Annotated in this window: 11 protein-coding genes; 6 read left to right on the plus strand and 5 right to left on the minus strand. The window is 55.4% G+C overall.

The window, feature by feature from the left end; genetic code table 11:
- Positions 1-100 precede the first annotated feature (100 nt).
- Positions 101-1867 carry a sigma 54-interacting transcriptional regulator gene (locus tag BUE18_RS10445; RefSeq protein ID WP_073475481.1) on the minus strand — a complete coding sequence of 589 codons (1767 nt, stop codon included), beginning with the start codon at positions 1865-1867 and terminating at the stop codon, positions 101-103.
- A gap of 17 nt (positions 1868-1884) precedes the next feature.
- Positions 1885-3771, minus strand: a complete 1887-nt coding sequence (gene mnmG, locus BUE18_RS10450; RefSeq protein WP_073475482.1) for a tRNA uridine-5-carboxymethylaminomethyl(34) synthesis enzyme MnmG — start codon at positions 3769-3771, stop codon at positions 1885-1887.
- A 63-nt stretch (positions 3772-3834) separates the two neighbouring features.
- Between mnmG and mnmL the strand changes: the two genes are divergently transcribed.
- On the plus strand, positions 3835-4755 hold the full coding sequence (gene mnmL, locus BUE18_RS10455) for a tRNA modification radical SAM protein MnmL/YtqA (protein WP_244549307.1): 921 nt from the start codon (positions 3835-3837) through the stop codon (positions 4753-4755).
- Here mnmL and BUE18_RS10460 read toward each other — a convergent pair.
- On the minus strand, positions 4740-6386 hold the full coding sequence (locus BUE18_RS10460) for an NAD+ synthase (protein ID WP_073475486.1): 1647 nt from the start codon (positions 6384-6386) through the stop codon (positions 4740-4742). The genes mnmL and BUE18_RS10460 overlap by 16 nt on opposite strands.
- A 154-nt stretch (positions 6387-6540) precedes the next feature.
- On the opposite strand from BUE18_RS10460, the gene BUE18_RS10465 reads away from it, so the two are divergent.
- Entirely contained in the window at positions 6541-8022 is a 1482-nt protein-coding gene (locus BUE18_RS10465) for a hypothetical protein (RefSeq protein WP_073475488.1), read from the plus strand.
- 19 nt (positions 8023-8041) lie between these two features.
- Here BUE18_RS10465 and BUE18_RS10470 read toward each other — a convergent pair whose 3' ends face one another.
- Positions 8042-8434, minus strand: a complete 393-nt coding sequence (locus BUE18_RS10470; RefSeq protein WP_073475489.1) for a PilZ domain-containing protein — start codon at positions 8432-8434, stop codon at positions 8042-8044.
- A gap of 317 nt (positions 8435-8751) precedes the next feature.
- Between BUE18_RS10470 and BUE18_RS10475 the strand changes: the two genes are divergently transcribed.
- From BUE18_RS10475 to BUE18_RS10490, 4 genes are all read left to right on the plus strand, one after another.
- Complete coding sequence (locus BUE18_RS10475) at positions 8752-9384, plus strand: TetR/AcrR family transcriptional regulator (RefSeq protein ID WP_073475491.1); 633 nt, start codon at positions 8752-8754, stop codon at positions 9382-9384.
- A 26-nt stretch (positions 9385-9410) separates the two neighbouring features.
- Positions 9411-10214 carry a formylglycine-generating enzyme family protein gene (locus BUE18_RS10480; protein WP_170868324.1) on the plus strand — a complete coding sequence of 268 codons (804 nt, stop codon included), beginning with the start codon at positions 9411-9413 and terminating at the stop codon, positions 10212-10214.
- Between the two features lie 83 nt (positions 10215-10297).
- Positions 10298-10960, plus strand: a complete 663-nt coding sequence (locus BUE18_RS10485; protein ID WP_170868325.1) for a tetratricopeptide repeat protein — start codon at positions 10298-10300, stop codon at positions 10958-10960.
- Between the two features lie 4 nt (positions 10961-10964).
- Positions 10965-11882, plus strand: coding sequence for a formylglycine-generating enzyme family protein (locus tag BUE18_RS10490; RefSeq protein ID WP_073475495.1), 918 nt, complete (start codon positions 10965-10967; stop codon positions 11880-11882).
- 21 nt (positions 11883-11903) lie between these two features.
- On the opposite strand, the gene BUE18_RS28445 is transcribed toward BUE18_RS10490, so the two are convergent.
- Entirely contained in the window at positions 11904-13730 is a 1827-nt protein-coding gene (locus BUE18_RS28445) for an SEC-C metal-binding domain-containing protein (protein ID WP_073475496.1), read from the minus strand.
- Positions 13731-13763 lie beyond the last annotated feature (33 nt).

Consider the following 13763-nt stretch of genomic DNA (forward strand, 5'->3'; position numbering starts at 1 on the left):
TAGGGATTTACACAGTTGTGAAGAAAGATGCCCGGCCGGAAAAAACGGGGCGAAAAGCGGGACATGTTACATAAGTGTGGCGGGGCAAAAGTGTGACATGTCACACTTCTTCCGCCGGAGACGCGATCCCGTACCTCTCCATCTTCCGGTAAATGGTCTTCCGGCTCACGCCCAACAGCCGGGCCGCCTTGGCCTTGTTCCAGCCGGTTCGTTTGAGGGCGTCGAGGATTTCATTGGGCTCGTCGGCCGCGGGCTGCTTTTTAAGGCGGGGGCCGGCCAGGGAGTAAGCCTCGGCGATTTCGCCGGGGATGTGCTCCAGGGAGATCATTTTATCCCGGCAAAGCACGGTCGCCCGCTCGATGCTGTGCTCCAGCTCCCTGACGTTGCCTGGCCAGTGGTAATTCATGAAGGCGTTCATGACCTTGTCGGACACGCCGGGGATGGAGACCTTGAATTTTTTTTCAAACCGGGCCGTGAAATGGTCCGCCAACAGGGGGATGTCCTCCCTGCGCTCTCGCAAGGGGGGAAGTTTAATTTCCATGACGTTCAGGCGGTAGTACAAATCCTCCCGGAATTCCCCCAGGCGGACTTTTTCCTTCAGGTCCTGGTTGGTGCAGGCGATGACCCGGACGTCCACCTTGATGGGCTGGACGTCGCCCACCCGTTCGAATTCCCGTTCCTGGAGCACGCGCAGGAGCTTCAACTGGATGCGGGGGGAGATGTCGCCGATTTCGTCCAGGAGCAGGGTGCCGGTATGGGCCGCCTGGAATCGCCCCTGGTAATCCCTTATGGCGCCCGTGAAAGCGCCTTTCACGTGGCCGAAAAGCTCGCTTTCCAACAGGTTTTCCGCCAGGGCCGAGCAGTTGACCGAGACGAAGGGCTTGAAGGCCCGGCTGCCCGTATGGTGGAGGGCCTTGGCCACCAGTTCCTTGCCAGTGCCGCTTTCCCCGGTGATGAGCACGGTGGTTTCAAAGTCGGCCAGGTTTTCCAAAAGCTGGTACACGGCCTGCATTTTATGGCTGGCCCCGATGATGTTGTGGAACTGGTTGCGCTCCTGCAACTCCCGCTCCAGGTCCACCAGGCGGGTGATGTCCCGGATGACCAGCACGGCGCCAAGGAATTCGCCGTCCTGGCTTTCCAGGGGGGCGCTGGACAGGCTGACCTTCTGCTGGGGCCGTTGCTTATGGTTGCATTCCACCTGGAATTCCCGGATGGCGGTTTTCCGTTTGAGGGTTTCGGCCAGAACGTCCCGGCAGGCCTGGCAGCATTCCGTAGGGCACATGGCGAAGGGGTTGTCCTTTATATCATTGGTTGCTATGCCGCAAATATTTTCCGCGGCTTTATTGGCGTCGATGACCTTGAGGTCCTGATCCACGGTGACGATGGCGTCCTTGACGCTGCGGAAAATGGCCTCCAGCCGGGTTTTATGCCTGGCCAGCTCCATTTCAGCCTTGCGGCGGTCCGTCACGTCGCGCATGATGCAGCGGTAGCCGTCGGGCTCGCCCTCCTTGTTTCGACGGAGGGTGATGGAAATTTCCACAACGCTTTTGGAGCCGTCTTTGCGGGTGATTTCATAATTAAAGGCTTTTTTGGGCTGGCCGGTGAGGTAGACCTCGTTAAAGACGCGAAAGACCTGTTGCGCATTTTCCTTGTCCAGGTAGCTCTTGTATCCCATACCCTTCATTTCACGGGGGGGATAGCCAACGATCCGGCAAAGGGCGGGGTTGAAATACTGGGTGTATCCGGCGAGGTCGCATTCCACGTAGCCGTCTTCAATCTCCAGGAACACGGTCAAAAGAGCGTCCCGCTCCTGGGTGACTTTTTCCAGCAGTTCCAGCGGGTCTTGCGGTTCTTTTTCCTTGGCCATGGTTTGTCGCCTTTTAGTTAATTTTGCGCTTCTTCCTTTTCTGTGTTTTTCGACTGATGCAGGTGGATCATGATAGCGGACAGCGCCGCCGGGGTGATGCCCTCCATGCGGGAGGCCTGCCCGAGAGACACGGGCTTGAGCGCGCCCAGCTTGGCTTTCAGTTCATTGGACAGGCCGTGGACCGCCTGGAAGTCAAAGCCTTCGGGAATGCGCACTTTTTCCATCTCCCGGAACTTTTCTATCTCGCGCAATTGCTTGGCGATGTATCCTTCGTACTTGATCGCTATTTCCACCTGGCGGGAGACCCTGGGGTTGACCGGCTCCGGGGAGGGCGCCAGATTCTCCACGGCGTCGTAGCCCAACTGCACCCGTTTCATCAACCTGTCCAGAGGCGCCGCTTCCTTCAGGGGCGCGGTTTCCTTCGACTCCAGGTATTGATTCACTTCGGGCAACGGCTTGATGATCGTATTCCTGACCCGGTCCAACTCCGCCTGGATCTGTTTTTTTCTTTCCTGCAAATCCTTATGCGCGTCATCGTCGATCAGACCCAGGTCGTGGCCGTATTCCATCAGGCGCAGGTCCGTATTATCCTCCCTCAGCATAAGCCGGTATTCGGCCCGGGAGGTGAACATGCGGTACGGTTCGGAGGTCCCCCGGGTGACAAGGTCGTCCACCATGACGGCCATGTACGCCTCGGACCGGTCCGGCAGAAAGGGCGGCCTGCCCTGGATTTTACAGGCGGCGTTGATTCCCGCCCACATGCCCTGGGCGGCGGCCTCCTCGTAACCTGATGTTCCGTTGAGCTGTCCGGCGGCGTAAAGGCCCTTCACCAGTTTTGTTTCCAGGGTGGGCTTCAAGCCCGTGGGATGGAGAAAATCGTATTCAATGGCATAGGCGGGCCGCATGATCTCCACCTGCTCCATGCCCGGTATAGAGCGGTACAGTTTGATCTGCACCTCCAAAGGCATGCTGTTGCCCAGGCCGGAAACGTATATCTCCCGGGTGTGTACGCCCTCGTGCTCCAGGATGATCTGGTGGCTTTCCCGCTCGGGAAATTTGACGATTTTGTCCTCAAAGGAGGGGCAATACCTGGCCGAAACCCCTTTGACGATTCCTCCGTACAAAGCCGAGCAGCTCAGGTTATCCCGGATGATCCGGTGGGTGCGTTCGTTGGTGCGGCCCATAAAGCTGGACATGGGCGTTAAGGGGCTGGCTTTCGAAAACAAGGAAAAGGGCCGGGGGGGGGCCTCGCCCGCCTGCTCTTCAAAGCAGGAAAAGTCGATGCTGTCCTTGGCCACTCGGGCGGGAGTGCCGGTCTTCATGCGGCCCATGGCGAATCCCAATTCCAAAAGATGGGAGGCCAGGCTGTACGAGGCGAATTCTCCGGCCCGGCCGGCTTTCATGGACTTGTGGCCTATATGGATGACGCCGGACAGGAAGGTGCCGGTGGCCAGGATGACGGCCTCGGCCTGGTATTCGTATCCAAAATGATCCACCACGCCCGCGACCCGGTTTCCGTCCAAAACCAATCGGTCGATTTTCGCCTGCTTGAGGTCCAGGTTGGGCTGGTCTTCCACGCACTGCTTCATCATCTGATGATACATGTGCTTGTCGTTTTGGGTGCGCGTGCTTTGCACCGCCGGGCCTTTCCGGGTGTTCAGGGTGCGGTAGCTGATGGCGGTTTGGTCGGTCACCCGGGCCATGGATCCGCCTAAAGCGTCCACTTCCTTGACCAGTTGGCCCTTGCCGGCGCCGCCTATGGACGGGCTGCATGGCATGCCCGCCACCGAATCCAGGTGGATGGTCGTCAGCAGCGTCTTGCATCCCATGCGGGCGGCTGCCAGGGCGGCCTCGCATCCTGCGTGGCCCGCCCCGATTACTATGATGTCATACCGTTTACACATATTGCTTGACCGTGTATAAGCCTAATGGCGTTACAAAATTTTAATTATACCATGCAGACGGCCATGAACGAAAAACCTTATAAGGATCTTGCCGGCTTCCTCCGGTCCCATTTTGGATGCAGGGTGCAGAAAATCACCCTGGACGCCGGGCTTTCGTGCCCCAATCGGGACGGAACCCTGGGCCGGGGAGGATGCATATACTGCAATGAAAGAGGATCGGGCACCGGCGCCGCTCTTCAAGGCCTATCCATAACCCAACAGCTTGAACGCGGCAAGGAAACTTTGGGAAGGCGCTATAAGGCCAAGAAGTTTCTGGCCTATTTCCAGGCCCATACCAACACCTACGCCCCGGTGGAGAGGCTGCAGGCGTTGTATCGCGAGGCCCTGGCGGTTCCCGGCGTGGTTGGGTTGTGCATCGGAACCCGGCCTGACTGCGTGGACGAAAAAATCCTGGCGCTTTTGGAGGACCTGGCCGCGGAAGCCATGATTTGGGCCGAGTACGGGCTGCAATCCCGCCACGACAAGACCCTCGACCTCATCAACCGGGGGCACGATGCGGCCTGCTTTGAAAAAACCGTCGTGGCCACCGCCGGACGAAACATCCTGACCTGCGCCCACGTGATCCTGGGCCTGCCCGGAGAAAACCGGGAGGACATGCTGGAGACGGCCCGGTACATCGCCGCATTGCCCGTTGACGGGGTGAAGATTCACCTGATGTACGTGGTAAGGGGGACGGCTTTGCACAGGATTTACGAGCAAGGCCGGTATCAATGCATGGAGCAGGAAGACTACGTGGAAACCGTGCACCGGTTTCTGGAGCTTCTGCCGCCTGATATGGTCATCCAGCGGCTTACCGGCGACCCGCACCGGGACGAACTCGTCGCCCCGGAATGGTCGTTGAGAAAGGGCGAAACCATCACCCTGATTCATGAGTCCATGGCCCGGGAGAACTCCCGGCAGGGACGGTTTTACTCTCCGTCCTGATCCTTGAACCGTTGGGCCACGGGATATCTTCTGCCCTCGCCGAAGGCCTTGGAGGTCAGCTTAAGCCCGGGCGCCGCCTGCCTGCGTTTGTATTCGTTGCGCACCACCCGCCGGACGATATCCCGCACAATCTTTTCATCATAGCCCATGGCGATGATTTCTTCAGGATCTTTCAAATCCTCTATGTAGGCGTGCAGAATCGGGTCCAGGATCTCGTAGGGAGGCAAGTCGTCCTGGTCCGTCTGGTCCGGCCTAAGCTCGGCGGACGGCGCTTTGGAGAGGATGCTTTCCGGGATGATTTCCCGGTCCTTGTTAAAATAACGGGAGACCTCGTAAACCAGCTCCTTGGGCAGGTCGGAGATGACGGACAAGCCGCCGTTCATGTCTCCGTACAAGGTGCAGTAGCCTACGGCCACTTCGGACTTATTGCCCGTGGAAAGGACCATGGCGCCGGTTTTATTGGAAAAGGCCATGAGGATGGAGCCTCGGGTTCGGGCCTGGATATTTTGTTCGGTAACGCCAAAATCCTCCTTGTTGCAAAAGCTGAGGCTGCTCAGGAAGGTCTCGAAAACAGGCGTGATAGGAATGATCTCGTAAGGGCAGCCCAGGTTGTCGGCCAGTTCTCTGGCGTCCGTAAAATTCTGTTGGGAGGTGTATTCCGAAGGCATGAAAATGCTGTAGGCGTTTTCCGGCCCCAGAGCCTCGGCTGCTACGGCCAGGGTCAGGGCGGAGTCTATGCCGCCGGACAGGCCCACCACCACCTTGGAAAAACCGCATTTGCGTACATAGTCGCCCACCCCGGTGACCAAAGCCTTGGCCAGGGATTCGGCTTCGCTTTCGCAAACCGGGTGAATGTCTCCCTTGCCGGTTTCCGTGTCAAAGGTCACCAGGTCTTCTTCAAACTCTCCGGCCAGGGCCGCCAAATCGCCGCCCGGCGTATGCACGGTGCTGGCGCCGTCGAATATCAGATGATCGTTTCCGCCCACCTGATTGACGTACACGCAGGAAAGGCGGTGCTTTTTGGCGAGGTGGCTCATGATATTGCCGCGAACGGCCCGTTTTCCGGCATGGAAAGGGGATGCCGCGATATTGATGATCAAGGCCGCTTTTTTGTCAGCCAGGGTTTGAACCGGGTCCCAGTCGTAAAGCTGCTCGGGAAAAAGATCCTTGTCGTTCCATGCGTCTTCGCAAATGGTCAGGCCGATATTCATGCCTTTGTACATAAAAGGTTCGGCCTTGGCGCCGGGAGCGAAATACCGGGACTCGTCAAACACGTCATAAGTGGGCAGCAGCCTTTTGTGGACCACCTCCAGAATATTGCCGTCCTCAAAAAGCATGGCGGCGTTGGCGATGGGCTTGCCCGGAGCGCCGCCCACCCGGTCAACAAACCCAAGTATGACGCCGATGCCTTTAATCTCGGCCACCAGGCTTTGGACCGTGTTTTGGCACGCCCGGATAAAACTTTTTCTTTCCAGCAGATCCCTGGGGGGATAGCCGCACACGGACAGTTCGGGAAATATAACAAGGTCGCAGGAGAGGTCTTTCGCCTTTTGAGCGAAATCCTGAATTTTACTCCTGGCGCCTTTAAAGTCGCCGACAATGGGATTAATTTGAGCCAATGCTATTTTCATTGAAAAGCCTCCGTTCAAACACGGTATAGATATTTTGCGAGGCATTTTCAAGACCCATGCTATGGGTTGAACCGAAAAAGCCTTGACCTTAGTCTGTACAGCGCCATAATAACGAAAAATTCCTTCCTTAGTATAGCATTTCCATGGAGAGGCCTTGAACAAAAAATCGGGATTTCAAAACATCGCTGCTTTTTGCCTTTCAGCCATCCCCTGGCTGGCGTTTTTGGGGGCGATCACGCAAAACACGGCGGACCCGGACCTTTTCGGTTACCTGGCCTTCGGCCGCCTGTTTTTTGAGTCCCATGGCTTTCCCTATGAAGACGTTTTTTCCTATTATCCGGTCAAAAGCCCGTGGGTTTACCACGAATGGCTGACCGGAGTATTTTTTTACAAGCTATATACGGGATTAGGCGCCTGGGCGATTCAGTCCTTGAAGTACGCCCTGGCCCTGGGCTTCCTGGGTTTGGCCTGGAAAACCGCCAGGTTGAGCAAGGCGGACGGCAAAGCCGTCGCAGCCGCTGCTATGACGGGCGTTTGGGTGCTGGCCCAGGGTTGGAGTCCGGTTAGGGCTCAGGCGTTCACTTATTTTTTCTTTGCACTGACTTTATACGCGCTGGAGAGGGCGCGCCTGCACGGCGCGGTGAAAATGCTATGGGCGGCGCCGGTTTTATTCCTGTTCTGGTGCAATCTCCACGGCGGCTTTCCGGCCGGGCTGGGAGTATTGGCCATCTATGCGTGCTGGTTTTGGGCCGGCGGCATAAAAAGAGAGGCGGCCGCCTGCACAGCGGCGTTGGCCGGATCGGTTTTGGCGACTTTGGCTAATCCTTACGGAGTTGACTATTGGGCATATCTGGCCAAGTCCCTTTTTATGGACCGACCCTTTATCGTGGAATGGTGGCCGCTCCCCAAAACTTTGGTTCACGGTTTTTATCTGCCGGCGAGCGTCTTTACGCTGATTTTGTTTTTATGCGCCGCTGTTATGCTTCCCAAAATGTTCAAGGATCGCAATCCCGGAGCCGTGCTTTTGCCGGTATTGGCGGGGCTCGCCTTTTTGCATCATCGCCACGGGATTTTTTTCGTCCTGGGGTTTATCGCCCTTGCGCCCGGATATTTGTCCATTAGAAAGCCCAAAAAAATATGGGGATGGGCGGCGGCGGCCCTGGCCGCCTTTTGCCTGGCGGGGAATATGCTGCTGGCCGGATATCAGAGTTTGTATTTATTTTCAGGCTCTCCCTTGGCATTGAACGCCCCCTCTTATGAGCAAGCTCCGGCGAATGCGCCTTATTATCCCTCGGGCGCCGCAGACTATTTGCTTGCCTGCGGCATGCAAGGCAATGTACTGACCGATTTTCATTGGGGGGAGTACCTGATTTGGCGGCTGCATCCAAATTTTCGGGTTGGTGTGGACGGGCGCTACGAAACCGTGTTCCCGGAGGGAATTGTTAACGAACATTTCTTGTGCTTTGAAAATCCTCGGGTGAGAGCCAAGGACTTTTTCGCCTATCTGGAAAAATATCCTACGGATACGATCATAACAACCGCCCAAAGCGCGGCCCATATCCTGTTGGCGCAAAACAAGGGCTGGCGCCTGATGTATCAGGACCCTGGAAGCGCGCTGTTTGTGCGGGACAAATAAAAAAAAATCTGCTGATAGTTTAGTCCTTGGCCAAGTGGCGGATCAGCACCCGGTAGTCGTCTCCGGCAATGTCTATGAATTTGACTCCTACCCGGTAGTCTCCGGTTTCGTCGTCTTTGTCGTTGCGGACGACCTCCACCTTGCATGAAATGGGATTGGAAGCCCTGGATATGGTGACCCCGGTCTGATTGTCGTCTGCTTCGGAATTGGTAATGCGAAAAGCCATGCTTAACTTGGCGCCGACATCATACGGGGAGGGAGAGGAGAAGCTGAGGCCGCTCACGCTGATGTCTTTGCCTTCGGCTTCATGCTCCAGTTTTTCGGAAACCGGAAAGATCCTCCCGTTAATATCCACTGAAATTGTTTTGGAAAAACGGGGAAACTTTCTCCTGTCGCCGTTAAAATCGTTCATTATCAGCTCCGTAGGGAGGCCCGGTGCAGACTTCCTCCCGTTTCAGGTGGTTTGCCATGCATAGCATTTGCAAACAGGATTCATTGAATTGGTATCCCCATAAATATACTATAAAGGACGCCTTGGATACAAGAGATACCATGGCATATTTCAGGTCATGGGCCAAACTTTCGTTTACAGTCTTGACTTTGCTTGGAAGTCAGTATAATTATAGCTAAAATAAACAAGTCTGCTCCCGGTGTTTTTGAGGGAATTTGCGTCTGAATTGGAAAGCAAGCGGGAGAGTAAACACGGTTCACCCTTTCCAGGACAAGACTATGAAGAAACCGAGAACGCAAGAGGAAATCGATCTGGTCAAAAGACAGATTCTGGATGAGGCTCTTGATATCATTACAGAAAGCGGATTCTCGTCGCTGACCATGCGGGCTATCGCCTCCGGCATAGGGATGACTGCCCCCAACATCTACAATTATTTCGTCGGCAAGGACGAAATATACATCACCTTGGTCATCCAGGGTTTTCAAACCATGTACCAGCAATTGGTGGATGCGGCGGCCTCCCATGACGACCTTAAGGAAAAGGGCCGGGCGTTCATTCAGACTTATTTGAAGTTCGGCATGGAAAACGCCAGCCACTACGACATCATGTTCACCCAGCCTACGCCCAAGTACGACGATTACGTGGGCACCCCGTTCCAGGACCTTTCGGAAGTGGAGTTAAAAATCTCCATGGACATTGCGTCGTTGGCCGAAAAGCTCATTAAAGAGGCCGGGGGGCCGGATATGGAGCAGGAAACAGTGTCCGACAAACTATTGGCTTTCTGGAGCATGCTGCACGGCATGGTCAGCCTGCACAATTCCAATGTGGCCTCCTACGTGGTCAAGGACGTGCGGGCAACCTGCGACAGAATCACGGAAGACATGCTGAACCTGTTTTTTCCCAACCTTTAGGTCCATGCCAGATGAAGCCGGGCTATTTGACAAAATTCGCCGCCTGCCTGCTCTCCGTTCTGTTGCTTTGGCTTCCTGCATACGGCATGGGCCCCAAGCCCAGAGTGGATGACATGCAAACCGGGACCGGGGAGGACTTTACCGATCCCGCCACGGGCATGGAATTCATTTGGGTTCCGGGCGGCCCTTTTTTTATGGGCTGCGGAGACTGGGCCGGAGATTGCGACCTGGACGAGGAGCCCGCCCATGAGGTCCAGCTTCAGGGTTTTTGGATATCCAAAACCGAAGTCACCCAGGGGCAATGGAAAAAAATCATGGGCTTCAATCCCTCCCATTTTGACCTGGGGGACGATTATCCCGTAGAAAACGTCTCCTGGACCAACGCCAAGGAGTTCGTCCGCAGGCTTACCGTCGCCAATGACATGAAATATTGGTTTGACATACCCTCGGAAGCCCAATGGGAATACGTCTGCCGCAGCGGAGGCCAAGCCGAGCAGTTTGCAGGAACCGCAGACCCTTTGGAGGCGGCCTGGTTTTTGGAAAACAGCCAGGGAACGACCCATCCCGTGGCCTCGAAAAAGCCCAACGGCCTGGGAGTCTACGACATGTCCGGCAACGTGTGGGAATGGTGCCGGGATCAATATGACGTAAAAGCGTACGCCAAGCACGAACCCAACGACCCGGTTTTTCGCGGGGAAGAGCCGTATCACGTCATTCGCGGAGGGGCCTTTAATTTTAACGCTTTCAATGTCCGGTGCGGAGTCCGAAACGACAGCGCGCCCGGAGATCCCTACTACGATATAGGATTTCGTTTGGTTCGAACGTATTGATTATTTGGAGTATTGATTAATTTGCGGCCCCTTTCGGGACCTCTCGATTTTGCGGAAATCCAGAGAACATGAGAATGTTTTTAATGCCGCTTGTTGCGGCAGCCATACTATTTTCTCCATCCACAGGCCTTGCAAATTGCGAAGAGGCCCGCATCATGGCCGCCCGGGCGCACGCCTATTTTGAAATGCAACCCCAAAACAGCCTGGAATTGCTTGAAAAAGCCCATCAGCTATGCCCTGGGGACTACGCCATATATTATAATCTGGGCCTGGCCCTGTACCTGACGAACAAGCCCGGGGAGTCTTACAAAGTATGGGCGGAACTGGCGAAGCGTCACGCCGACTCCAAATTGCTCGTCAACCTGGGCTGGCTCGCTTTGGAATTGGGCCGCCCGGAAGAAGCCGAAGAGTGGCGAAAAAAATCCGAGGAGCACAACGCCTCCGATCCCAACGCCGTAGCCCTGCATGTGGAAATCCTGTTCGCCCTGAACAGGCCCAAGGAGGCTTTGGACATCGCCGCCCTGAACAAGGGCCGGGTCCCGTTCAACATCTCCCGGGATCATCTGGAAAAGGTCACCGCCGGCATTCGCCAGACTTATGAAAACGGCGATAAATCCGAGGCCGCAGACCAGTTGAGGGACGCCATCAGGGAATATCCGGAAATTAAAAAGCTCCAGTCGGCCCGCGACCTCATGCGCATTTTGTTTTTCGACCGTAAGGTGGAAATGTCCGGGGAGGAAAAATAAAACCATGAAAAATTATTTGGTTATTTGCCTCCTGGTTTTATTTTCCCTCCTGCCTATGGCCGCCCCGGCTTCGGAAGTGGGAATCGACGTGGAATGGGAGCCCATCGCAGGAAGCGACTCGTCGTCCTTTTTGCCTCCCAATCCGGGGCAAACCGGCCAAACCTGGATCGAACCGGCCACCGGCATGGAGTTCGTGTGGATTCCCGGTGGATGCTACACCCAGGGAACCCCCACCACGGAGCGGGGCCGGTATCACGACGAAGGTCCGCAGCGGAAAGTCTGCGTGGACGGGTTCTGGATGGGCAGGACCGAAGTGACCAACCTCCAGTTCCGGCATTACAAAATCACCCACGACAGCATGGCCTTTAAAGGCCACTCCCTGAACGCAGACCAGCAGCCCGTGGTTTACGTAAGCTGGCGGGACGCCATGGCCTTTTGCAACTGGCTGACCGAGCAAAGCGGATTCAGGCACTCCTACACCCTGCCCACCGAAGGCCAGTGGGAATACGCCTGCCGGGCCGGGACGACCACGTCCCGATACTGGGGAAACAGCCCTATCAACGCCTGCAACTTCGCCAATATGTCCGATAAAACCGCCCGGGAGGAATGGAAAACCTGGACCCCCAACAAATGCGACGACGGCTACGCCGTGTCCGCGCCCGCGGCGACCTTTCAGCCCAACGCCTTCGGCCTGTACGATATGCTGGGCAACACCTGGGAATGGTGCCGCGACTGGAAGGGAAAGTATCCCGAAAAGGACGAAACCAACCCCACCGGCCCGTCTTCCTCTGAGCTTGGCAAGATCGTCCGCGGCGGATCCTGGGACAACGCCGCCAACGGCATCCGCTGCGGCAACCGCAGCTACGCCACCATCGGATTTGAACGATATAACAACGGATTTCGGGTAATCAGAATTCGGTAATCTGTTTCACTTGCGGGCGTCCTACTTGTTCATGCAGCATTTTTTATATTTTTTGCCGCTGCCGCAAGGGCATTTGGCGTTGCGTCCGATTTTTAGCGCACCCCGTTTTACGGTTTCAGTACTCTCCCGCCGGATATGTTTTTCTTCCTCTTTTTTCATCCTGGCTTGAGCCTCACGGGTTGCTTCAATTGTCGGGACGGACTTTATGTCGCCAAAAATTGCTTTGCGCCTTTCCTCCCGGGCTATCTGGTCTTCCTCAATCAGGACCATCTCCTCGGAGATGTCCGCGCCATGGAGCGTGGCCAGGGTTTCCAGGGACTCTTCCACCCCTATCATGTGTCCTTCTTTTATAAATTCTTTCAGGATGTCTATTCCCCGGCGGTCTCCGATTCCCTCCAGGGTCAGGGCGAAGAACTCATGATCCCTGTCGCCTCTCCGGGCGTTTTCCCAAACCTGGATGGCTGCGTCAAAGGCTTCGGCGTAGGGCAGGTATCTGAGAAAACCTATCATGGAGAAGGTGTCTCCGGCCGTTCCGTTCTTTACATGTTCCAGGATGATTTCATGGGCTGCCTCCTCCATCCTTTCCATGGCGTTGGAGGCGTTGCTGTATATCCAGGCGAGGCTGTCAACGGTTTTTATAATTCGAATTAAATGGGGGACGAATCTTTTATCCCCGATTTGCCCCATGAGTTTTGTTGTTAGAATATCCCCCCAGGATCCCAAATCTTCGGACAGGCCGTCGATTAATCCCTGGACCGGAGCCGCTTTTCTGATTCGCTCGAGGATGGATTCCGGAAAATGATTTTCCGCCGCCTGGAGGGCGGCCAATAAAGTGGAAAGCTCCGCGTCCGGCTCAAGGGCTTCCATCAGGAATCCCCTGTACCGGACAGACATATAGCATGCCAATGCAGCGGAAACGACTTGTTCCATGCCGTCATCTCCCGCCATGGAAGCCGTTTCCCAGCAAATTTCCTTTGTGGCGAAAAAGTCCAGGAATGCCAAGGCCATTTTGTCTTTTTCAAAAAGATCCTGATGGTGCTCCTTGCAGGACTTTTCAGGATACCTAGCTCTGAACATGGCCTGGGCTTTGAATAAAAGCAGGGAGACGGCGTCCTGGTCCCTTTCTGCACGGAGCAGCGGCCACACCTCTTCCAACTCTTCGACCACACCCTCCATGCACCGTGAGTCAGAGGCAATGGAGGTGACAAGGTCCACAGGCGAGGTGAGAATGAATTTTTCCCGGTCGCTGACGAACCACTCGTAAAAATAATCTCCCTCCACGGACTCCAGCAGATCTTTAAAGGGAAGAATATCCGGCTGAGACTCATTGAACGCCTCCAACAGGCGGTTTAGCACCCTGCGGACCTCATTGGGGCGGTGGTGTTTGAGCAATGCTCCGGCAATATCGGAGTTGGCCTCTTTGTGCATGCTTTCGCTAAACAGGCTGGATAAAATTTGATGCGAATCTTCGTTTCGAACAGTTCCCAGGAAATGGAGGTATCCCAGAAATTCCATTAGGTTCTGAGAATGGGGAACGGCCTTAATGACTTCTTCCGTAAATTGTCCGTATCCCAGTTTTCCCAAGACCTCCGCGGCTTTTCCTTTTTTTCGGCCCTCATTGAAAGCCCGGATAAGGTCCGGAATTGCATCCTCGGCTTTGTGCCTGGCCAGGTAGTCGGCGGCCTTGCTGGCAAGAAATCCTTCCGTTTCCTTTAGCAAGCCGGAGACTTCTTTGGTGTATGTTCGATAATATTGCTTGTCCAGAGCGTCAAAAGCCCATTCGCGCACCAGGAGGTTAGGGTGTTGAAGGCGATCCACATAATCATTATAGGTCCAGAGCTTTTCCAAAATCGTTTTGCCTCCTTGCTAAAGCGCAAAAAA

Origin of the sequence: Desulfatibacillum alkenivorans DSM 16219 (assembly GCF_900142135.1) — a bacterium.
Lineage (GTDB): Bacteria > Desulfobacterota > Desulfobacteria > Desulfobacterales > Desulfatibacillaceae > Desulfatibacillum > Desulfatibacillum alkenivorans.

Bases quoted from the DNA above. Each gene is read 5' to 3' on its own strand.
- BUE18_RS10485 (WP_170868325.1), top strand. From the start codon at position 10,298: ATGCCGCTTGTTGCGGCAGCCATACTATTTTCTCCATCCACAGGCCTT.
- BUE18_RS10475 (WP_073475491.1), top strand. From the start codon at position 8,752: ATGAAGAAACCGAGAACGCAAGAGGAAATCGATCTGGTCAAAAGACAG.
- BUE18_RS10470 (WP_073475489.1), bottom strand. From the start codon at position 8,434: ATGAACGATTTTAACGGCGACAGGAGAAAGTTTCCCCGTTTTTCCAAA.
- mnmL (WP_244549307.1), top strand. From the start codon at position 3,835: ATGAACGAAAAACCTTATAAGGATCTTGCCGGCTTCCTCCGGTCCCAT.
- BUE18_RS10490 (WP_073475495.1), top strand. From the start codon at position 10,965: ATGAAAAATTATTTGGTTATTTGCCTCCTGGTTTTATTTTCCCTCCTG.
- BUE18_RS10445 (WP_073475481.1), bottom strand. From the start codon at position 1,867: ATGGCCAAGGAAAAAGAACCGCAAGACCCGCTGGAACTGCTGGAAAAA.
- BUE18_RS10460 (WP_073475486.1), bottom strand. From the start codon at position 6,386: ATGAAAATAGCATTGGCTCAAATTAATCCCATTGTCGGCGACTTTAAA.
- mnmG (WP_073475482.1), bottom strand. From the start codon at position 3,771: ATGTGTAAACGGTATGACATCATAGTAATCGGGGCGGGCCACGCAGGA.